Below are 20,499 nucleotides of genomic sequence, written 5' to 3' on the forward strand. Positions count from 1 at the left end.
TATGTTTGGTTGGCAATCAACTGCACAGAGATGGTTAGATAGGCGCATTCCTGAAGCCAATAACTATAAATTGAACTACCGTAGTATTTTCATTTTTCCATCGCGTTTCGGAGGATTGTTTATCCTGTTATGTGTGGGTTTATTTATTTTAGGAACCAATTATCAAAATAACTTAATGATAATGTTATGTTATTTTTTAGTCTCATTATTCCTTCTGAATTTATTTATCGCATATCTAAATTTTGCCAAGTTGGAAATTCAATTGGGTAAAATTCAACATGGGTTTGCAGGGGAAAAGCTACAAATACCAATCTGGTTTAACAATAATAAACAAGTTTCCCACGGAATCCTTAAACTGAATTTTTGGAAGGTGAAAAATAATATTAATGTGGACTTGGACAATTTTTCGAATCCTATTTACCTTCCTTTGGATTGCCCACAAAGAGGTAGATTGAAATTACCCCGAGTCACACTAACCAGTACTTTTCCTCTGGGATTAATCAGTTGTTGGACTCACCTAGCTTTTTCATCTGATATTGTGGTTTACCCCAAACCTTTGGCTAGCAAAGTTCGGCTAATTGATAAACAAGACTCAGTGCACCTCAACCAAGCAGATTCGTCGCTCAAAGGTCACGATGATTTTGATAGCCTAGCGCCATACAAACAAGGTGAGCCCCTTTATCATGTGGCGTGGAAACAAGTCGCCAAAGGCCAAGGCATGATCTCCAAACAGTTTTCCAATCAATCAGGTGCAACAGGCTGGTTAATATTGGCATCGCTAAATTCCCATGATTTAGAACACAAACTCAGCGAGCTGAGCTTTCAAGTTATTGAATTAACTAGAAACAATAGTGTATTTGGTTTGGACTTGGGTAACCTTAAAATTGCGCCTAGTAGTGGAATAGAACATCAATATGCCTGTTTAAAGGCGCTCGCTTTGCACACGCCTTATTTGGAAGGCGTTAAATGATGATCTCTTCTGCTAAAAATCATGCTCATATCATACTGACTATGGTATTTCTGTGTATTAGTTTGAGTTTACTTGAGCCAGTAATGGGCTGGATTCTCATTTTAGTGGTGTGCGCTGTAGTGATGCGCAGCGCACTGTACTTAGAGTTACACAAGCATGCTCCATCTGTACGTACACTCAACCTCTTAGCACTGTTAAGTGCAATTGTACTGGCCTATTTTAGTTTCCAGCTAGGGGTACTTCTAGGCATGATAAACCTGTTAGTTTTAGCCTGCTCATTAAAGTTAATGCAGTTACGCAGTATGAAAGATTATTATCAATTAATAACCTGCTGTGGCTTCCTGATTGGTTGCGGTTTTATATTCCAAAATAGCATAGGTTTTAGCATTTTTTATTTGTTCCTAACATTGCTGCTTTTGCTTTCTCTAGCCTGCAATATCAGTCCTAGCCTCGGCTTTGACACTAATTTAAAAAGAATCGCGATTATGGCAGGGCAGGCTTTACCTATCACCGCCTTATTGTTTATTGTACTGCCCAAAATAGGACCATTGTGGCAAATGCCCACGGCCAAATCGCATCAAACCGGATTAGCAGAACAGGTCACTCCTGGAGATATTGCGCAGTTGTCTCAAAGTGCAGAATTAGCATTTAGAGTAACATTCAAAGGCGCCATCCCTGTCCCTCAAGAACGCTATTGGCGGGCTCTGGTTATGGAAGAGTTCGACGGTAAAACTTGGCGAGTATCTGCAGAACGAAAAGCGATTCAGCGCCAGTACAAACGGTTTAATAAAGAATTCACTCCCACACTTACTGGAAAATTCTATAGCTATGAGGTTATTGCTGAGCCAACCCATCAAAACTGGTTATATAGTATTGATGTTGGCGTTCCAGAAGGTCCCAAGAGTGCAAACCAGATTTGGCAAAGCCACGAATATCAATTAACAAGTCACACGCCGCTGGTAAGTAACTTTCAATATACATTGCGATCGTATCCCGAGACACCTCTTAACCAAGCTATCTATAGTGTAGACAGGCGGATTAATTTGCAACTGCCGGACACAGGAAATCCCAAAACTCAAATTTGGGTTAATAACCTGCGATCGCAATATCCCGATGATCAGGAATTCATACGCCAAGTATTGGCATATTTTGCTGAGCAACCTTTTGAATACACCTTACAGCCTCCGTTAATGCAAACAGATACTGTAGATACGTTTCTATTTGCACAACAGCAAGGGTTTTGTTCCCACTATGCTTCTGCTATGGCGTATATTCTGCGACTTGCAGGGATTCCAACTCGCTTAGTGACAGGTTATCAAGGCGGCAAAATGCGTGAGCAAAATTACATGAGTGTGTATCAATATGATGCCCATGCATGGATTGAGGCATGGCATTCAGATTTGGGGTGGCAGCGCTATGATCCAACTGCAGTGGTAGCTCCTGATAGAGTAGAGTATGGGTTAAGATCAGCAATAGAAGAAGCAGCAGAATTGATTGACTCCCCATTCTCACTTAGTCGCTATAGCGCAATAGCTTGGTTAAATGAGTTTAGGCTTTTACTAAAAGATATTGATTTCGTATGGACCAAGTGGGTGTTAGGTTTCGATAAAAACTCCCAAAAAGACTTAATTAAATCATTAATTGGCGAGTTGACCCCAAAAAAGTTAGCCCTATTTGGACTCAGTGTGATCGGCTTGATCGTGCTTTTATTGGCATTTTTCTTTCTGCCATCGTTACATCGCAAAAAACCTGATCATATTACCCTGTACTATCAAAAATCAGAAAAGCTCTTGAACAAGCTTAAAATCTACCGGGCAAAATCCCAAGGGCCACTAGACTTTGCCAATAGTGTAAAAAACAAGCTTCCCAATTCACTACACCAACCTTTTAGCAATGTGACGCATATTTATATGTGCCATCATTATCAGCAAAACACCAATGCTCAAAAATCGAGTAATAGAACACGAATAAAACAACAGTGGCAAGCCTTAAAAAAAGCAATTAATCGACAGCTTAAAAACTAATCATTAAATAAAAGCGGATAAGCCTAAGCTGAAAGTCGCGCTTTAAAACGCTAGAGGGTTTTAATATGAACGGTCACTTCTTCTCGGTCGTGATAAAGGTGTTTCGCTTGCCATTCATATTTAATCGCATGTTTGTCCATCATTTCATGCACAAGTTGCTTCGCTTGGGTAACCGATTCGTACCTTTGTTTCATGGGCAACTTTAAATTAAAAATAGCTTCTTTACACCATCCCTTAATTAGCCAGTTAGCCATAAGTTTCGCCACGCGCTGGGGTTGCTCAATCATATCGCAAACTAGCCAATGAACATTCTTTTTACGGGGTTCGTATTTAAAGCCATCTTCAGGAAAGTAGCTAACCTGCCCTGTTTCCATCAAAGCTGCATCCATAGCGCCATTGTCAACCGCTTGCACAAAAAGCCCTCGCTGCACCAATTGATATGTCCAGCCACCTGGACATGCCCCTAAATCTACGGCGTGCATACCTGGTTCAAAACGGATTTGCATCTCAGCTTTGGGGATAAAAACCTGAATGGCCTCATCTAATTTAAGGGTTGAACGACTGGGTGCAGATGAAGGTGAACGCAAACGTAAAATGCCTAGCGGCAACGGACTGTGCTTTTTAGGGTTAGAGAATCCAAGAATCACTTCAACACCAGTGACAAAAAATACAAATAAACAAGGTTTGTTAGTTTGTTCTTTTGCTGTCAGTAAGTTGTTTTTACGTAAACTTTGTCGTAATGGTACCGCTAACTTTCGACATAACTTAGATAGTTCGCGACCATCTGTAGTGTCTGCATGTTCAACCCGCAGTTCACCAAATAAACTTTGGTCTTGCAAATTTTCTAAGATGGGAGAGATACGATCTGCAGTATCAGTGAGAGAAATAGGTTCTGTGCACGCAAACATTTGACGAGCAAAGACCAAATCTTTTACGGCCAGTTGTTTAATAACTTTTTCTGGATCTCCATCTTGATGACAGATAAATCGGACAAAACCCGATTTTTTGGAAAACAGCGGATAACCAAATACACCTAGCTTACTCAACTGTTCTTGCAGTTCAGTGCACAGATCAGCCTCAAAGCCTGTTCGGCAATATAATAGTAGAGAATTAATTCTCATATTCGTAAGCTGCCACTAATAAACATACCCAACCGGCTATAAAACATAATCCACCCAATGGCGTAATTGGACCAACCCACTTTAAGTTAGTCAATGCTAACGTATATAAGCTGCCACTAAAAAAAATAATCCCAAAAGCAAACGAACGTGCTCCCCAAATTAACCACTCATTTTTCCAAAAACTGTAAAAAACTAAAAATGCCAACATAGCAAGACTATGGGTCATTTGGTATTGCACAGCAGTGTGAAAGTAGCCTAACGAATTCTCAGTTAACAAGGTCTTTAATGCATGCGCCCCGAAAGCCCCGAGCAATACTGATAGCGCTGCACTACTAGCAGCGAACATTAATAAAAACTTCATATTTGTCCCTTCATAAATTTTATCATTCTATCGGCTGCAGAATTAATATGTTCAACGGCTGTAATTCCACTCGATTTAAGCGGTACAAAACTATGGTCTGCCGCTGCTAAGAATTGAACTTCTATATTTTTAGGGAGTGGATATGACTCCACTCTACTGCGATTCCCGCATGTATCCCGCTCCCCCTGAATAATCAGTATAGGTGCGTTTGATAAATATAGATGTTCAGTGCGTTCCTTTTCAGGTTTACCTGGTGGGTGAAAAGGGTAACCTAAACAAATAACACCTTTAACTCGAGCAAGTGACTCAAGCATCGAGGCCATTCTTCCCCCCATGGATTTACCACCAATAAATAATGGTAGCTCTGTATCAGCACTATTTATCATCTCTGTAAAATCTTGCAGCAAAATATTAGCTCTATCAGGGGGCTGGCGTTTATTTTTTTCCGCTGCTCGAAGCATGTATGGGAAGTCAAAGCGTACAACCTCTACTCCACCTTGACAGAGTAATTCGGCAACCTGTTGCATAAACTCACTATGTTTATTCGCGCCAGCTCCATGGGCAATAATAAACCGAGCAAACGGCTTTTCAGGACGATCAATTAAGCACTTCATCTTGCTCCCCATCTTGCTCTTCTTTAACCTGTTCTAACAACCAATGCCGAAAAGTCGCAATTTTACCTAACTCGGCTTGAGATTCATGACAAACAAGATAATAACTACTTTTACTCACTAAACGCTCTTCAAATGGACAGACTAATCGTCCAGAAGCTAATTCAGGTCGTGCTAACACACTATTTGCAAGCGCAATTCCTTGCCCAAGTGCCGCGGCTTGAAGAACCATCATAGTGTGACTAAAAATGGGCCCCTGCTCGACTTTGACGCCGCTAACATGAAATTGTCTAATGAACGTTTTCCAACTTTCGCGGGTACTGTCATGTAACAAACGATGGTATTTAAGATCATCGAGACTATCTAAAGGCTTAGTACCGTTAAATAGCATTGGCGAGCAAACAGGTGTCAAATACTCAGTATGAAGTTTGTCTACTTTTAGCCCTGACCATTTGCCTCGCCCATAATAGATTGCCACATCAACATCGTCCTCTAAGAAACCATCATCAAAATCTATGGCTTTGATTCGCACATCTATATCAGGGTATTGCTGGCTAAATTGGTTCACCCGAGGCACTAACCATTGGATGGCGAAGCTTGGAGGCATGGCCACAGTTAAAGCACCTTTAGCGCCTGCCGCGAGAAGCCTCTCAGTAGCTGAGTGTAGTGATTCGAACAGTTCTTTTAATTCAAGGTAATAGCTTTGTCCCTGCTCTGTAAGTAACAAAGAACGATTCTTACGTAAAAATAATTTGATCGAAAGATACTCTTCCAAACTTTTAATTTGATGGCTAACTGCGGCTTGCGTTACGTAAAGCTCATCTGCCGCTTTCGTAAAACTTAAATGCCTTGCAGCAGCTTCAAATGCTCTAAGGGCATTCAATGGGGGCAATCGGCGATTCATGACAAATCTTATTTTTAGTGAATTGTGTTAAGGATAAACTAGAAACGCTTTATAATCATTAGTTTTTCTAATGATTATCCATACTAAATGTCATTTTCAAGGTTTCACGTTATTGTATAAAATAGCTCCAAGTTAAAATTTTATGTATATAAAACATTAACTTATTTGTACGTTTTTGTTAAATAAATATAGCAAAAATGATAATGTTAAATGAAAATAATTTAGAGAAAATATGAAAAACTTAAAATATCTTACAATTGCGATCGCTTTAAACGCCAGTGCTATCAGTTTTGCTAGCGCTAATGAAACAACTGAAATGGGCTTGTCACTAGCAACAACCATTGACGCTTTACTTCAACAAAACTTGGAAGACTTGCAACCATTGAACTCAATTGAAGCTTCTAAACTTTTGTTAGGATCTAATGCTGCCAAAAAAGAACCACAAAAATTTATAGTTGAAATTGAAGAAACTTCAAGTGTAAACAACACGGCGAAACTAACTGAATAAGTTCGCCGTTACGGCTATTAGTTAGCGCTAGTATCTAAAGGTTCAAAACTTTTAACCAATTCATCTAGCTGTTTCATTTGTAGTAAATAAGGTTCTAATTTATCCAACTTTAATGCACAAGGTCCATCACATTTAGCTTGATTTGGCTCTGGGTGAGCTTCAATAAATAATCCAGCGAGACCAAGTGACATGCCGCTACGAGCCAACTGAGCCGCTTGCGCTCTGCGACCATCGGCAGAATCAGAACGTCCACCAGGCTTTTGAAGAGCATGGGTTGCATCAAAAATAACAGGTGCATAATCTTTCATTTCATCCATACCAAGCATATCAACTACGAGATTGTTATAGCCATAACAAGAACCCCGTTCACATAATATTACTTTGTCATTGCCCGCTTCCAAAAACTTATTAATGATATGACGCATTTCATGGGCCGCTAAAAACTGTGGTTTTTTAACGTTAATGACGGCATTGGTTTGAGCCATTGCAACGACTAGGTCTGTTTGACGTGCTAAAAATGCAGGTAGCTGAATAACATCTACAATTTCAGCAACTGGTTGCGCCTGATGAGGTTCATGAACGTCTGTAATCAGCGGCACATCAAAGGTGTTTTTAATTTCTTCAAAAATCTTTAAGCCTTCTTCCATTCCAGGGCCACGATAAGAATGAACCGATGAACGATTGGCCTTATCAAAAGAAGCCTTAAAAACATAAGGGATATTTAATCGAGTTGTTACTTCTTTGTAGTGTTCTGCTATCCGCATTGCCAGATCACGAGATTCTAGTACGTTCATACCGCCAAACAATACAAAAGGTTTGTCATTCGCAACGTCTACATTGCCTACCGAAATAGATTGTTGATTATTCACTTAAATTGCTTCTCTATAGTTGAATTTATTACATAAGTTAGTGCTAGCTATAGTAGGAATATTAAAGTGCGGAGTAAAGGAAATTTGTCGGTGGCACGAGTAAGCAAATTGAGATTAATGTTTAGCGAGTTTTGCGCTGCTTTGGTTAACGTGTCTATAAATTACAGATATCAAATCGCGCCATTGAAGTTGCATAAAAATTTAGTGTAAAACCACAGTCAAAGCGCTTTCCCAATGCCGCATTTGCATTTTTAGTAGTTGCGCGGAAGGGTCTTGAGGACAACGTTTAATGAAAAACTGGTAATCGGCTTTCGCCACTTGAGGACACTCTAACTGATGAAGTAAAAAACCACGATCACGGCGTTCGTAAGGGTCATCAGGACAAAGTTCAATTAGCAAATCCACCGCGCGAAGTGCCATTTGGTAATTTTCTTCTCGGATATAAGACGCTTTTAAATTATGTAATAACCTAACCAATATTTCTTCTGTAGAGGCAACATTGAGTGTGTCTGAGGGCATTTCCTCATCTTCTGTTTCACCTACGATACTAAAATATAACGCTTCTAACTCTTGCCATTTAATAGTGTTGCCATTAAGTGGATCGATAAAGCGTAAACGCTTTTCCTGACTTTGAAAACGAATTAAAAAATGCCCAGGAAAGTTAACCCCTGCCACATTGAATCCAAGTTGATTGGCGATAGCAGAAAAAACAATGGATAGGGTGACGGGAATCCCAGTGTGATAGTCAATAACTTGGTCTACTAAACTATACTTGGCATTAAAAAAATTGTTTTCATCGCCGCTAAATGCCAATTGAGTATAGAAACCGTCGATTAGTTGTTGAAACCTTTCCAGTTCCGACCCATTAGAATCGATATGTTTTGCGACTTGTTTGGCTAGTACAGTAATTTGCGCAACGTACTTAAGTACGTTGATGCTGTTTCCAAATTGTTGAGTTAATAATAAACTCGCCAACAAAGAGTCTTTCTCATTGATAGCATGGTGTAAGGCTTTCACAGTATCCTCTAACAATTTGACATTATGTGTTGTTATCGGGTTAGCGTAGTGAAACCTTAACACTTATCCATGATCTATTTGTTAAAAGCCAATAAGTGCTTGTTTACTAACCGCTAAGTTAGCAGCCAACATTAAACACACAATAGCGAGGGTAAAACCACCCCATTGTTTTATCGCTGAATCAGCAAATTTTAGTACGTAAAACCCTAGTCCAATATAGGCGATAACCAGAACGATTTTTTGCCACAACCAAGGATGTTGGATAGGATTAAAAGGTACGATAAAACATAGAGTTATAGCAGTAACCAGCAACAGGGTATCAATTACATGCGGTACTATTTTCACCCATTTTTTATGTAACAATGTTGAATTACGCTGTAACCATACAAATCGTAAAATAAATAAAATAATGCTTAATGCCACTGCAGTAAGGTGAAGATGTTTGGTCATCATGTACATAAAACGCCCTTCTAATTATTATGTTTTTCAGTTGGAAAATTTGCACCTCAATATAAAGGAAGACTTTTGAGGCGGCCAACACTTTATACTAGACCAGTAGTCAAATCGAGAAGCCTTTGATTATTTTTTTGATAAGCAGCGTTCCCCGTAAGCTTGCTTGTATTAACGTTTGAAACTGGCGATTATTGATTAAACAGGATCAGGGTATTGCTGTTGTATATTCTCTATTTTCTCGATATTTTCGAGTAAAATGTCGACCAGTTTAGGTTCAAACTGTTTTCCTCGCGCCTCTTTGAAGGTATCTAGCACTTTATCCAACGGCCAAGCCTCTTTGTAATTGAGTTTACTACGCAGGGCATCATAAACATCAGCAATGGCCGTAATCCGACTAAAAATATGGATTTTTTCACCCTTCAAACCTCGAGGGTAGCCATTGCCATCCCAATGTTCATGGTGATCGCGAGCGACTTGGGCTGCTGACTGAATAATTTTGCGACGAGAATCTTTCAACAAATCATAGCCGATTTGAGCGTGCCGTTTGGCAGCCTCTTTTTCTAAGTCATTGAGCGGACCCGGTTTACCTAATATATCGGTTGGAACTTTCAATTTTCCGACATCATGCAATGGCACAGCTAAGGCGAGCATTTCAATTTGTGTCTCAGATAAACCATACTCTTTGGAGAGCAGTTTACACATTTCAACCATCCTTTGAATGTGCTTTCCAACGCTAAACTGTTTTTCCATAGCATCGCCCAAACGTTCGATTATTTCTCGTTGGGAGTCTTCAATATCTTTTGTGAGAAGCACGTTATCAAAAGCTATTTGGACATTATTACTGAATATTTCCAGAAGCTTTTTATCATAGCGATTCATTGCTCTGGGAATACCAGATAAATACAACAGGGATCCATTAGTATGTTTACCCTGACAATAGGCTGCAACGTATTCATCGCCATAAACCAGTGATTTTTCTTTCAATGCTTTTCTACAGGCAACAAGCTCATCCCCGGTTACAACATCTTCTAACAACGCTCCTTCTTGTCCATGGTACTCTCCTTTTCCAGAGAACACGTAAAACTCCTTAGGCTCGAATACATCAATTGGATTAGGGGCGGCAATGGCTGAAGTGATATAAGCAGCATCCTTTGTTCCTCCAAGTAGCGAAGATAGCTGTTGAATAATACCTTCGATAAAATTTTCTAAGGAACGAATAGAAAATAAATTTGCAGAAGCGGATATGATTTTTTCTAAACCTTGCCGATTCTCTTCAATTACCATGATATCTCGATATGAGCGAAGAGCTGCGATTACCACCGTGAACAATTTCTGAGCTGTAAGTTCGGTTTTCGATTTATAATCATTAATATCGTAATTTAGAATCACATCACGCTCTGGTGCTTGCCCGGGCTGCCCTGTGCGTAAAATGATACGAGTGAAATTGTTGTGAAGCTCGTTACGTACATATTGGGCAACGTCTAAACCGGCTTCATCTGTTTCCATTACAACATCTAACAACACAACCGCAATATCATCATGCTGCTGGAAAAGTTCTTTAGCTTCTTTCCCGCTGTATGCGCTAATAAAGCGAAGGCCTTTTTCCTGAAAAACAAAATCGTTCAATGCAAGCTTGGTAACCGCATGAACCTCAGGTTCATCGTCAACTATAAGGACTTTCCATACACCTTTCTGAACTTCAATTTTTTCGTCTGTGTCTTCAGCAAACAGAAACATATCAGACATAGCATAACCTCATAGATAAATATCCGAGACAATCTACCATTTAGAAACTACTTGAGCCACAGAAATTTAATACCTCAAAAACAACAGGCTTAACCTAACAAATTCATCGAACCTCATACACTTTCAAGTAGTTTTGCCCTGCCGTTTAATCAGGACACCCACCTTTAATTCATATGACATAAAATCTGGTCAGCATAGGTTTAAACATGGCTGTCTTTGTTGTTAGTTTTGCCCAGCACTTTAACCAGGACACCCACCTTTAATTCACATGACATAAAATCTGGTCAGAATAGATTTAAACATGGCTGTCTTTGTTGTTAGTTTTGCCCAGCACTTTATCCAGGACACCCACCCTTTAATTCACATGACATAAAACCTATTCAGCATAAGTTTAAGCATGGGTGTCTTTGTTGTTATCTTTGTTGTTATTTTGCGTATTTGCTAGAAAGCTGAAGTGAGATAGGTCAGTTGACGTGTAATAGAATTAGCGTTTTTGAGCTGCACTTATACGGGGTTGGTTATTCAGGTCTTTTTTATGAAATATATTTATATATTGATAGTGAGCAAATAGTTTACCGATAGCCTCAGATTGATTGTATCCATGTTCAATAAGCAGCCAACCCCCTGCTTCTAGATGCTGAAGTGATTGCTTAATGATTATTTTAATGTCATCTAAACCATCTTTTCCAGAAGTTAAAGCAGATACAGGCTCAAAACGCACATCACCTTGTGAAAGGTATTGGCTGTCACTTTCAACATAAGGCGGATTACTAACAATCAAGTCAAAAGTGTTAGCGCCTAATTCACTAAACCAACTACTGTGCAGAAATTTGACATGAGACAATTGATTGGCAACTGCGTTGCGCTTTGCTAAAGCGACTGCATCTTCAATGACATCCACACCTAAAACATCCCATTCAGGCTTTTCTTGAGCTAAAGACAATGCAATAGCCCCTGTACCTGTGCCCAAATCTAGTACTTTTGCCTTTTGATTTAAGGGTAATTGCAACGCTTGTTCAACCAATAATTCAGTTTCAGGGCGCGGAATCAGCGTATCAGGTGTAACCTCAAGACTTAGTGTCCAGAAATTTCGTTTACCAATTAAATGTGCTACTGGATGACCTAGCTTGCGCTTACAAACCAATTGCTGAAAACGTGATTGGGCGCTCTCATCAACGATTTGATCTGGCCAAGTCATCAGGTAAGTCGTTGATTTTCCGATGCAGTAAGCTAGTAACAATCTAGCATCCGTTTTCGGACTTTCGCCCTCTGACAGATGCTGATAGGCCCAATTCAACAGTTCTGAAACGCAGGAACCTGCAGTCAAATTTGGATTAGTTTCCATCAGACAAAGAGGCTAACAGGTCAGCCTGATGCTCCTGTCTAATTGGCTCCAGCAACGCATTCACATCGCCGGCAATTACGTCATCCAATTTGTACAAGGTTAAATTGATTCTATGGTCGGTCACTCGGCCTTGGGGAAAATTATAAGTACGAATGCGCTCTGAGCGATCCCCACTCCCAACCAAGTTTCTGCGTGTCGAAGCTTCTTCTGCAGCGCGTTTATCGTCCTCGATTTGATTCAATCTAGATTGCAGTACAGACATAGCTTTAGCACGGTTTTTGTGCTGAGAACGTTCATCCTGACATTCGACTACAACGCCTGTAGGTATGTGAGTTAGACGAATTGCAGAGTCTGTTTTGTTGACGTGCTGTCCTCCCGCCCCCGATGCCCGGAACGTATCAATTCTTAGGTCTGAAGGATTAATTTCAATTGCTTCAGATTCTGGTATTTCAGGCAATACTGCAACAGTACAAGCAGAGGTATGAATTCGGCCTTGAGATTCCGTTTCAGGAACCCGTTGAACTCGATGTCCACCGGATTCAAATTTCATGATTCCATAGACACCGTCGCCGATAATATTCGCAACCACCTCTTTGTAACCACCGTGCTCACCTTCGTTTGCATTGATAAGCTCTACGCGCCAGCCTTGTGTCTCAGCATAACGGCTATACATCCTAAACAAATCACCAGCAAAAATAGCGGCTTCATCTCCACCAGCCCCCGCCCTGATTTCCAAGAAGCAATTGCTATCGTCATTAGGATCTCTTGGCAGCAATAATATTTGTAAGTCATTTTCTAAACTTTCGATTTTCGACTTAGCTTCTTTATACTCTTCTTGTGCCATCTCGCGCATTTCTGCATCATCTTCTTGCATCATTTCTTGCGCAGATTTTAAGTCTTCCTGGGCTTGCTGATAAAGCTTAAAGGTTTTAACAACACTTTCTAATTGAGAATATTCTTTAGATAACGCGCGGAATTTATTTTGATCAGCAATAATTTCTGCATTACTTAACAACGCCTGAACTTCTTCAAATCGTTCGATAAGGGTTTCTAATTTACTGACTACTGAATCTTTCATGATTTTCCTGTTTGTTCTTTTTCGACATCCAGACCCAATGTTTGCCTGAGCAATGACAATGTATCTTGGTCTTGTTCTGATGCAGCACGGCTCAGCGCTTTGGTTGGCGCGTGTAGTAACGCATTGGTCAGTTTATTTGATAATTCTATCACGACTTCTTGCGGATCTTTGCCTTCGGCCAATTGGCTTAGAGCACGTTGTTGTAATTTAACTTTAACGTCATTATTTTGCTGACGAAATAATTTCAATGAATCAATCGATTCTAGTGAGTTTTGCCAATTAAAGTAGACCTGAGCCTGTTCTCTTATGATCAACTCAGCTTCGTCGGCAGCTTGTTGGCGACTGGCCAAATTCTGTTCAACAATATGTTGCAAATCATCAACCGAATACAAATAGGCATCATCTAAATCTGCGACTTCGGTTTCTATATCTCTAGGTACCGCAAGGTCCACGAAGAAGATAGGCTTATGTTTACGGTCTTTTAGCGCACTTTCTACCATCCCCTTACCGATAATGGGCAAAGTACTTGCAGTAGAACTAATGACAATATCGGCTTCATGCAAAACATTGGGAATTTGCGCAAGTGTAATAACGTTAGCGTTTATTTGCTCTGCTAATTCTTTACCACGGCTTAATGTCCGGTTGGCAACGGTAATCTTATTCACACCATTATTGGTCAGATGTTTAGCAACCAATTCTATTGTTTCACCAGCCCCTATTAACAAAACTTTGGTTTTTGATAATGAAGAGAATATCTGTTTTGATAACTGCACAGCAGCAAAAGCAACGGAAACCGCATTAGCACCAATGTCTGTCTCTGTTCGAACTTTCTTTGCCACCGAGAAAGTATGTTGGAATAACTTTTCAAGTTGACTATTCACTGCGCCATAATTTTTGGCGCTCGTATACGCTTGTTTTACCTGCCCTAGAATCTGCGGCTCACCCAATACTAAAGAATCTAAACCACTGGCGACTCGCAAAATGTGCTGGATAGCCTCTTGTTCTTCAAGCAGATAACTATGACAAATAAGTTCGTTGGTATCTAAATTATGAAAGTTAGCAAGCCACTTGATCAGCTTATCGCCTAACGAATGTTCAGTTGATATATAAATTTCAGTTCGATTGCAGGTAGATAGAATTACTGATTCTTCAGCACCTAAATGCTCTCGCAAAGAGGCAAGCGCTTCCACCATGGATTCCACAGGAAAGGCAACTTTCTCGCGTAAAACCACAGGGGCCGTTTTGTGATTAATTCCTACAGCAATCAGTGTCATTGAGAAATGCTAGTCAACCGTGCAATATTATTGGGAGCGGCATTGTACGCAAAAGCCAAAAGTATTGAAAGTAGTGGAGCTTCTGTGTTCCCATATAAAATAACAATCCAACTCAATTTTAGCTGTTTTTTATCAGAAGTCTTAATTAACGCATAAAAAATCATCTAAATCTCAATTTGGCACTTTGCATGAAATCGATTTTTGTCATATCTGCTTGTTTGACCATACTGTTATTATCAGGTTGTGTAACATCGACTAGAATTAATCAAAGTATCGATAGCGAACGTCATCAACACCAGCTTTCAGATTTAACCCATTGGAAAATCAAAGGGCGCTTAGCATTCAAAAGTGAAGAAGATAAAGTTAGTGCTTACATGAATTGGCAGCAGCAACTAACTCAACTTGATTTACAATTAAATACCTTTATAGGTACCAGCATTTTAAAAATGCAAAGTGGTGATAACTACGCAAAATTAGAAGTTGATGACCAAACCTTCACCGATACTGACCCCAATAAATTGATTTTACGGGTAACAGGTTGGAATATTCCGGTAGAAAAGCTCGGACTTTGGGTAAAAGGACAACATACAAAAAATGATAACGTGGTGTACGATGAGTACGGTTTAGTCAGTAAGTTAGAAGCTAAATGCAAAAAATGCGTGCCTTGGACGTTAACTTATTCTGACTACAAAAAAGTGGAAAAACTTTGGTTACCCCATGCTATTGAGCTGACCAACACGCAAAATACCGCGAATCAAATTAAAATTAAAATATCTTCTTGGCAGAGAATGCAATGATACAGAGCCCGCTCCCTCAACATTGGTGGCCTAGCCCCGCCAAATTAAACCTTTTTTTGCACATCAATGGACAAAATGAAAAAGGTTATCATTTATTACAAACATTATTTCAATTAGTGGATATTGGTGATCAATTAGCGTTTGAAGTCACTGATGACGGCGCCATTAGCATAAAAAGCGAACTAGAAGGTGTAGCCCAAGAAGATAATTTAATCTACAAAGCAGCCAAACAATTACAGCAACTTTCAGGCTCAACTTTAGGTTGCAATATCTGGTTAGATAAGCAGCTTCCAATGGGAGGTGGCATTGGCGGAGGTTCGTCCAATGCGGCAACAACCTTGGTTGCGCTCAATGCATTGTGGAAAACGAAATTATCAGAATCGCAATTAGCTGACATCGGATTAACCCTAGGTGCCGATGTCCCTATATTCATCTATGGCAAAACCGCTTTTGCAGAGGGTGTGGGAGAAAAAATCACAGCAACTGAGCTTCCTTCGAAATTTTATCTGATTGTTTTTCCAAATTGTCACGTGTCCACTGCGGAAATTTTTGCGGCGGATGATTTAATCCGAAATTCAGCTAAAATAGCCTGGCAAGATTACGAATTTACGAAAACTCGCAATGATTGCCAAAAATTAGTCTGTGATCGCTATCCTAAAGTTGCAAATTTATTACGTCAGTTGTTAGAATACGCGCCGTCGAGAATGACAGGGACAGGAGCGTGCTTATTTTCTGTTTTTGACACTTTCGAACAAGCTGAGCAGGTTAAACGAATCTTGCCTGAAGATTGTCAGGCGTTTGTCGCAAAAGGTATTAATACATCACCCTTACATGAGTATTTAGCTATAATGCAATTAACCTCGGCTTAACTGCTGACAAACGCAATCTAGACTAAGCTCGCGGCAACCCTGAAACGCGATGAATCAATGTAGCCCATTGGTTACCCTTAACACTTTCGCACTGAGGAAATTTCTTGTGCCGGACATGAAGCTTTTCGCTGGTAATGCAGTACCAGAACTCGCCCAAAAAGTAGCAGATAGACTTTATACTAAACTTGGCCACGCTAGTGTGGGCCGCTTCAGTGATGGTGAAATAAGCGTCGAAATCCATGAGAATGTACGTGGTTCTGACGTTTTTATCATTCAATCAACTTGTGCCCCAACTAACGATAACCTAATGGAATTGATCGTGATGATCGACGCACTTCGTCGCGCATCAGCAGGTCGTATAACCGCTGTAATTCCATATTTTGGCTATGCACGTCAAGATCGACGAGTTCGCTCGGCGCGTGTTCCTATTACCGCAAAGGTAGTGGCTGATTTCTTATCGAACGTGGGTGTTGACCGCGTATTAACCATCGACTTGCATGCAGAACAAATTCAAGGTTTCTTCGATGTGCCAGTAGATAACGCATTTGGAACACCGATTTTGCTAGACGATATGCGTCGTCGTGATTTTCATAATCCAGTAGTAGTTTCGCCAGACATCGGTGGTGTAGTAAGAGCCCGAGCAATGGCAAAACTGCTTAATGACACAGATTTGGCGATTATTGATAAACGTCGTCCCAAAGCTAATGTCGCACAAGTTATGCATATCATTGGTGATGTAAACGATCGAGATTGTATCATTGTCGATGATATGATCGACACTGGCGGTACATTAGGTAAAGCAGCTGAAGCACTAAAAGCTCACGGTGCAAGAAACGTGTATGCCTATGCAACTCATGCGATCTTCTCTGGTAATGCAGTGGAAAATATTCAAAACTCAGTGATTGATGAAATTATCATCACCGATAGTATTCCACTTGCTGATGACATAAAAGCTTTGAGCCGTGTCAAACAACTAACCTTGTCCAACATGTTAGCTGAAGCAATTCGTCGAGTGAGTAATGAAGAATCCATTTCAGCGATGTTCGAGTACTAATTTCTAACAGTACACGAGATTGATTGAAAGCCGTTTGATTGTAAAATCAAACGGCTTTTTTATGCACTTTTATAAAATGTAATTGTCAAAGTATCGTGTTATATATTGTACAAAATAATATTGATGGGATAAAAATGAATAAGTTACTGTGTCTATTTTCGATAATATTTTTTGTGGGTTGTTCAGGTACTGATACTGCCGATACCAGCGTGTCTGCAGCGGCTCAAGCAAAACCGGCTGTAGAATTGAAAAAAGCGAACAACAGTGAAGCCACACAAGAGGAAACAGAAATGCTCACTATTACTGGCACCATTGTTTATAAAGGTATGGAAGGTGGATTTTTTGGCTTAGACGCAAATGATGGCAAAAAATACATGCCCAGAGGAATGAACAAAGAACTATTGCAAAATGGCATGGTTGTCGAAGTAAAAGGCTATGTTTTAACTGATGTACTAACGTTTCAACAATATGGTGAAGTACTCAAAGTAGTAGAAGCTATTGAAATTGATAGAAGTAAAGTTAAGCAAAAAGACGCTTGGTGAGCCCTCTCTCGTCTTGTATAAAAAATTGAGCCCGAACAATGTCGGGCTCTCGAACCATATTAATCTATTTGAACATGAGATTAATCTAAATTTTTCTCTACCGGCACACCTTCTGATTTATAAACCACACCACCTTTCATCACAAAGTCGACCCGCTGTAATAAATTAATGTAACGTAAAACATCTCCGTGAACCGCAATAATATCGGCATCTTTACCCGCTGAAACCGTACCCGTTTTTTCATGGACCCCCATCATAACTGCGGGCCAATAAGTTGCTGCACGAATCGTATCCATAGCACTTATATTCATTTCATCTACCCATACTGCCATTTCATTCCAGGTACTTTGACAATGAAACTTCGCCGGAATACCACTATCTGTGCCAACTAGAAAAACCACACCCGCGTCTTTCAATTGCGCGATCTTGCGTTTCAACGTAGGTTTACGTAGCGGTGTCAGTTGCATGTAGTCCAGTTGCCCTACATGTTCTAACGATCCTTTGATATCAGTAATTGTGTCTTCCTTGAGTCCACGCTTCCAACATTGGCTGTCTAATTTTTCAGGATTGGCAACAGTGGCAGGATAATTCCACAAACCTTCAACGGTGGGTGTCCAAAATAAAGGTCCGCCCGCTACTCGACCGGTTGCAGTGCGCTCTTTTAGCATTTTTACAATATCTTCGGGATACTCAGGAGAGGTTGTTAGTCCAGTATGTTCAAAATTATCGACTCCGATTTCAAGACCGCGTCTAATTTCATTCGGTCTATGGGAATGCGCGATAACTTTAAGGCCTCTTTTATGCGCTTGATCGACAATAGCTTGGGCTTCTTCTAATTCCATTTTATCCTGATCAATTAATTTAATGATGTTCATACCTGCATCAGCTAATTTATTAACTTTTTGCTTTGCATCACGCACCCCATTGATGCCCCAACGAAACTGTTCCGTTCCTGGGTAGGCTTCATGTTGTAAGAACGGCCCTGACACATATAAGTTAGGACCAGGAATAGTGCCATCTTCAATTCGTTTTTTAACGCTTATGGTGTCATCTAAAGGTGCTCCTAAATCTCGAGCACTCGTGATCCCCGCGAGCAATAGTTGCACAGCACTCGCGGGCATAATTTCATCAGCCAAACGGTTTATGTAAGCTTTATCCCAATGAACATAGTCTGAGTGACCATTGAGCATTAAATGAGCATGGTTTTCCCACAGACCAGGTAACACATCCATCCCTTCGGTGGAAACAATTTGATACCCCTTAGGCACAGGTAAAGTATCAACTGTGCCTACTTGTTGAATAATTCCATCTTTGATTAAAATGACGCTATTCGCTATAGGTTGGTGCCCAAACCCATCAATTAAGCGTCCACCAACTAACGCTGTTTGCTCAGCAAAAACGCTGAAATTGATTAAACTGGCACACAATATTACGACCCAAGATTTAAGATGATTCATTCAAACTATTTCCTATATTGAGAATAACTAAAAAGCTAATCTATCCTATATCCACAAGTGATACAAAATCTTAGACAGCTAGTTAAATAAAGTACCAAGTGCTTGTTAAGTATTCACTCGAGTGGTAGACTTCCGCGCCCGTTTTCAATGGGTAGCAAGGTAATACTTGCATTTATGTAGTTTCTGGTCGCAAGAAACTACAAAATTTAATTTTTTAATTTGGAGTTCCAAAATGTCTGATGCAATTTTCAACTTGGATGCAGAAGTTCGTTCTGACTTGGGGAAAGGTGCGAGCCGCCGCCTACGTCGTGAAGACAAAGTCCCTGCTATCCTTTACGGTGCTGGTAAAGACCCAGTATCTCTAACACTAGCTCATAACAAAGTAATTCAAGCGCAAGAATTCGAAGCTTTTTATAGCCACGTTCTTACTCTTAACATTGCTGGTGAAAAAGTAGACGCGCTTGTTAAAGATATGCAACGTCACCCTTTCAAACCAAAAGTTACACACATAGATTTCTTGCGTGTTGATAAAAATAAAGAAGTTACAACCAATGTACCTCTTCATTTCATCAACGAAGATAAAGCGGAAGCAATTAAAACTGAAGGCGGTCACGCAGAACATCACATGAATGATGTTGAAGTAACATGTTTACCTGGCGTACTTCCAGAATTCATCGAAGTTAACTTAGAGTCTGTTGGTCTAGGTGAAACTGTTCACTTGTCTGACCTTGTGCTTCCTGAAGGTGTAGTTTTAGTTGAGCTTGCTAAAGGTGAGTCTCATGACTTGGCTGTAGCAACAATTAAAACAGCTAAAGGACCAAGCGCAGAAGAAGCTGAAGAAGGCGATTCTGAAGAAGCTGCATCTGAGGAATAAGTTGCTTGTCTGACATTCAACTTATTGTGGGCCTGGGAAATCCAGGCCCCGAATATCAAAATACCCGTCACAATGCCGGTACATGGTTTGTTGAAGCACTGGCAAAACAATTTGGGTGCACGCTCAAATTGGAAAATAAATTTTTTGGATATACTGGCCGCATTACTTATGCTGGACAGGATATTAGATTACTGATCCCTACCACCTATATGAATAAAAGTGGTCAGGCAGTTTCAGCTCTAAGCAGTTTTTATCGAATCCCCCCTGAAAATATGTTGGTTGCATTTGATGAGCTTGATTTACCACCCGGTATTGTAAAATTCAAGGTTGGCGGCAGTTCCAGTCAAAATGGGATCAGGGATATAGTTTCAAAACTGGGAAACTTTAAAGACTTTTTACGCTTACGTATTGGCATTGGTCATCCAGGTGATAAATCCAGAGTTACCGGCCATGTGTTAGGAAAAGCGTCAAAACAAGATCAAGAAAAAATCGATGCCGCAATAGACGAAGCATTGCGTTGTACCGAAATATTGTTAAAGGATGATTTAAAAAAGGCAATGAATCGCCTTCATTCATTCAAAGTAGAATAACAGCATACGCCGGATTATCTGAGCGCCAAATAGTT

The 20,499-nt window shown here is 40.1% G+C and carries 21 protein-coding genes; 9 read left to right on the forward strand and 12 right to left on the reverse strand.

Annotated elements, in window-relative coordinates:
* Nucleotide 1: 1 nt before the first annotated feature.
* Both Q4567_RS09505 and Q4567_RS09510 read left to right on the forward strand, forming a co-directional pair.
* Nucleotides 2-970: a DUF58 domain-containing protein gene (locus tag Q4567_RS09505; RefSeq protein WP_303500205.1), complete on the forward strand. Its 969-nt coding sequence runs from the start codon at nucleotides 2-4 to the stop codon at nucleotides 968-970.
* Nucleotides 967-2,994, forward strand: a complete 2,028-nt coding sequence (locus Q4567_RS09510; RefSeq protein ID WP_303500206.1) for a DUF3488 and transglutaminase-like domain-containing protein — start codon at nucleotides 967-969, stop codon at nucleotides 2,992-2,994. Before Q4567_RS09505 ends, Q4567_RS09510 begins: the two co-directional genes overlap by 4 nt.
* A 50-nt stretch (nucleotides 2,995-3,044) precedes the next feature.
* Here the strand turns inward: Q4567_RS09510 and rlmM are convergent, their stop codons facing one another.
* From rlmM to Q4567_RS09530, 4 genes are read right to left on the reverse strand one after another with little or no spacing between them, the layout of a single operon-like run.
* Entirely contained in the window at nucleotides 3,045-4,109 is a 1,065-nt protein-coding gene (rlmM, locus tag Q4567_RS09515; protein ID WP_303500250.1) for a 23S rRNA (cytidine(2498)-2'-O)-methyltransferase RlmM, read from the reverse strand.
* The gene (locus Q4567_RS09520; protein WP_216050291.1) at nucleotides 4,105-4,476 is read right to left on the reverse strand and encodes a DUF423 domain-containing protein; all 372 of its coding nucleotides are present in this window, start codon (nucleotides 4,474-4,476) and stop codon (nucleotides 4,105-4,107) included. The genes rlmM and Q4567_RS09520 overlap by 5 nt, the downstream gene beginning before the upstream one ends.
* Nucleotides 4,473-5,090: an alpha/beta family hydrolase gene (locus tag Q4567_RS09525; protein WP_303500207.1), complete on the reverse strand. Its 618-nt coding sequence runs from the start codon at nucleotides 5,088-5,090 to the stop codon at nucleotides 4,473-4,475. The genes Q4567_RS09520 and Q4567_RS09525 overlap by 4 nt, the downstream gene beginning before the upstream one ends.
* On the reverse strand, nucleotides 5,074-5,991 hold the full coding sequence (locus Q4567_RS09530) for a transcriptional regulator GcvA (protein WP_216050289.1): 918 nt from the start codon (nucleotides 5,989-5,991) through the stop codon (nucleotides 5,074-5,076). Before Q4567_RS09530 ends, Q4567_RS09525 begins: the two co-directional genes overlap by 17 nt.
* 232 nt (nucleotides 5,992-6,223) lie before the next feature.
* Between Q4567_RS09530 and Q4567_RS09535 the strand changes: the two genes are divergently transcribed.
* A complete protein-coding gene (locus Q4567_RS09535; RefSeq protein WP_303500208.1) occupies nucleotides 6,224-6,499 on the forward strand; it encodes a hypothetical protein in 276 nt (91 codons plus the stop codon).
* 17 nt (nucleotides 6,500-6,516) lie between these two features.
* On the opposite strand, the gene kdsA is transcribed toward Q4567_RS09535, so the two are convergent.
* The 7 genes from kdsA to hemA form a co-directional block, all read right to left on the reverse strand.
* Nucleotides 6,517-7,368 (reverse strand): 3-deoxy-8-phosphooctulonate synthase, encoded by an 852-nt coding sequence (gene kdsA, locus Q4567_RS09540; protein ID WP_216050287.1) that lies wholly within the window; start codon nucleotides 7,366-7,368, stop codon nucleotides 6,517-6,519.
* Between the two features lie 201 nt (nucleotides 7,369-7,569).
* A complete protein-coding gene (locus Q4567_RS09545; RefSeq protein ID WP_216050286.1) occupies nucleotides 7,570-8,385 on the reverse strand; it encodes a SirB1 family protein in 816 nt (271 codons plus the stop codon).
* Between the two features lie 81 nt (nucleotides 8,386-8,466).
* Entirely contained in the window at nucleotides 8,467-8,838 is a 372-nt protein-coding gene (locus tag Q4567_RS09550; RefSeq protein WP_252729378.1) for a SirB2 family protein, read from the reverse strand.
* 195 nt (nucleotides 8,839-9,033) lie between these two features.
* Nucleotides 9,034-10,584, reverse strand: a complete 1,551-nt coding sequence (locus Q4567_RS09555; RefSeq protein WP_303500211.1) for a DUF3369 domain-containing protein — start codon at nucleotides 10,582-10,584, stop codon at nucleotides 9,034-9,036.
* 484 nt (nucleotides 10,585-11,068) lie between these two features.
* Entirely contained in the window at nucleotides 11,069-11,929 is an 861-nt protein-coding gene (gene prmC / locus Q4567_RS09560) for a peptide chain release factor N(5)-glutamine methyltransferase (protein ID WP_303500213.1), read from the reverse strand.
* On the reverse strand, nucleotides 11,919-13,007 hold the full coding sequence (gene prfA, locus Q4567_RS09565; protein ID WP_216050281.1) for a peptide chain release factor 1: 1,089 nt from the start codon (nucleotides 13,005-13,007) through the stop codon (nucleotides 11,919-11,921). Before prfA ends, prmC begins: the two co-directional genes overlap by 11 nt.
* Nucleotides 13,004-14,281, reverse strand: coding sequence for a glutamyl-tRNA reductase (gene hemA, locus Q4567_RS09570; RefSeq protein WP_216050280.1), 1,278 nt, complete (start codon nucleotides 14,279-14,281; stop codon nucleotides 13,004-13,006). The genes prfA and hemA overlap by 4 nt, the downstream gene beginning before the upstream one ends.
* A 188-nt stretch (nucleotides 14,282-14,469) precedes the next feature.
* Between hemA and lolB the strand changes: the two genes are divergently transcribed.
* The 4 genes from lolB to Q4567_RS09590 all read left to right on the forward strand — a co-directional run bounded on the left by lolB (nucleotide 14,470) and on the right by Q4567_RS09590 (nucleotide 17,543).
* The gene (gene lolB, locus Q4567_RS09575; RefSeq protein WP_303500215.1) at nucleotides 14,470-15,078 is read left to right on the forward strand and encodes a lipoprotein insertase outer membrane protein LolB; all 609 of its coding nucleotides are present in this window, start codon (nucleotides 14,470-14,472) and stop codon (nucleotides 15,076-15,078) included.
* Nucleotides 15,075-15,947 (forward strand): 4-(cytidine 5'-diphospho)-2-C-methyl-D-erythritol kinase, encoded by an 873-nt coding sequence (ispE, locus tag Q4567_RS09580; protein ID WP_303500216.1) that lies wholly within the window; start codon nucleotides 15,075-15,077, stop codon nucleotides 15,945-15,947. The genes lolB and ispE overlap by 4 nt, the downstream gene beginning before the upstream one ends.
* A gap of 106 nt (nucleotides 15,948-16,053) precedes the next feature.
* On the forward strand, nucleotides 16,054-17,001 hold the full coding sequence (locus Q4567_RS09585; protein WP_216050277.1) for a ribose-phosphate pyrophosphokinase: 948 nt from the start codon (nucleotides 16,054-16,056) through the stop codon (nucleotides 16,999-17,001).
* 134 nt (nucleotides 17,002-17,135) lie between these two features.
* Nucleotides 17,136-17,543, forward strand: coding sequence for a hypothetical protein (locus Q4567_RS09590; protein WP_216050276.1), 408 nt, complete (start codon nucleotides 17,136-17,138; stop codon nucleotides 17,541-17,543).
* 80 nt (nucleotides 17,544-17,623) lie between these two features.
* On the opposite strand, the gene Q4567_RS09595 is transcribed toward Q4567_RS09590, so the two are convergent.
* Nucleotides 17,624-19,000, reverse strand: a complete 1,377-nt coding sequence (locus Q4567_RS09595) for an amidohydrolase family protein (protein ID WP_216050275.1) — start codon at nucleotides 18,998-19,000, stop codon at nucleotides 17,624-17,626.
* 232 nt (nucleotides 19,001-19,232) lie between these two features.
* Here Q4567_RS09595 and Q4567_RS09600 point away from each other — a divergent pair, with 232 nt between their 5' ends.
* Together Q4567_RS09600 and pth are read left to right on the forward strand one after the other, a co-directional pair.
* The gene (locus Q4567_RS09600) at nucleotides 19,233-19,874 is read left to right on the forward strand and encodes a 50S ribosomal protein L25/general stress protein Ctc (RefSeq protein WP_216050274.1); all 642 of its coding nucleotides are present in this window, start codon (nucleotides 19,233-19,235) and stop codon (nucleotides 19,872-19,874) included.
* Between the two features lie 5 nt (nucleotides 19,875-19,879).
* Nucleotides 19,880-20,464 (forward strand): aminoacyl-tRNA hydrolase, encoded by a 585-nt coding sequence (pth, locus tag Q4567_RS09605; RefSeq protein ID WP_216050273.1) that lies wholly within the window; start codon nucleotides 19,880-19,882, stop codon nucleotides 20,462-20,464.
* Nucleotides 20,465-20,499: the final 35 nt, after the last annotated feature.

Origin of the sequence: Aliiglaciecola sp. 2_MG-2023 (assembly GCF_030548145.1) — a bacterium.
Lineage (GTDB): Bacteria > Pseudomonadota > Gammaproteobacteria > Enterobacterales > Alteromonadaceae > Aliiglaciecola > Aliiglaciecola lipolytica_A.

Bases quoted from the DNA above. Each gene is read 5' to 3' on its own strand.
- Q4567_RS09505 (WP_303500205.1), top strand. From the start codon at position 2: ATGTTTGGTTGGCAATCAACTGCACAGAGATGGTTAGATAGGCGCATT.
- Q4567_RS09510 (WP_303500206.1), top strand. From the start codon at position 967: ATGATGATCTCTTCTGCTAAAAATCATGCTCATATCATACTGACTATG.
- Q4567_RS09520 (WP_216050291.1), bottom strand. From the start codon at position 4,476: ATGAAGTTTTTATTAATGTTCGCTGCTAGTAGTGCAGCGCTATCAGTA.
- Q4567_RS09525 (WP_303500207.1), bottom strand. From the start codon at position 5,090: ATGAAGTGCTTAATTGATCGTCCTGAAAAGCCGTTTGCTCGGTTTATT.
- Q4567_RS09530 (WP_216050289.1), bottom strand. From the start codon at position 5,991: ATGAATCGCCGATTGCCCCCATTGAATGCCCTTAGAGCATTTGAAGCT.
- Q4567_RS09535 (WP_303500208.1), top strand. From the start codon at position 6,224: ATGAAAAACTTAAAATATCTTACAATTGCGATCGCTTTAAACGCCAGT.
- Q4567_RS09550 (WP_252729378.1), bottom strand. From the start codon at position 8,838: ATGATGACCAAACATCTTCACCTTACTGCAGTGGCATTAAGCATTATT.
- Q4567_RS09555 (WP_303500211.1), bottom strand. From the start codon at position 10,584: ATGTCTGATATGTTTCTGTTTGCTGAAGACACAGACGAAAAAATTGAA.
- prmC (WP_303500213.1), bottom strand. From the start codon at position 11,929: ATGGAAACTAATCCAAATTTGACTGCAGGTTCCTGCGTTTCAGAACTG.
- prfA (WP_216050281.1), bottom strand. From the start codon at position 13,007: ATGAAAGATTCAGTAGTCAGTAAATTAGAAACCCTTATCGAACGATTT.
- hemA (WP_216050280.1), bottom strand. From the start codon at position 14,281: ATGACACTGATTGCTGTAGGAATTAATCACAAAACGGCCCCTGTGGTT.
- lolB (WP_303500215.1), top strand. From the start codon at position 14,470: ATGAAATCGATTTTTGTCATATCTGCTTGTTTGACCATACTGTTATTA.
- ispE (WP_303500216.1), top strand. From the start codon at position 15,075: ATGATACAGAGCCCGCTCCCTCAACATTGGTGGCCTAGCCCCGCCAAA.
- Q4567_RS09590 (WP_216050276.1), top strand. From the start codon at position 17,136: ATGAATAAGTTACTGTGTCTATTTTCGATAATATTTTTTGTGGGTTGT.
- Q4567_RS09595 (WP_216050275.1), bottom strand. From the start codon at position 19,000: ATGAATCATCTTAAATCTTGGGTCGTAATATTGTGTGCCAGTTTAATC.
- Q4567_RS09600 (WP_216050274.1), top strand. From the start codon at position 19,233: ATGTCTGATGCAATTTTCAACTTGGATGCAGAAGTTCGTTCTGACTTG.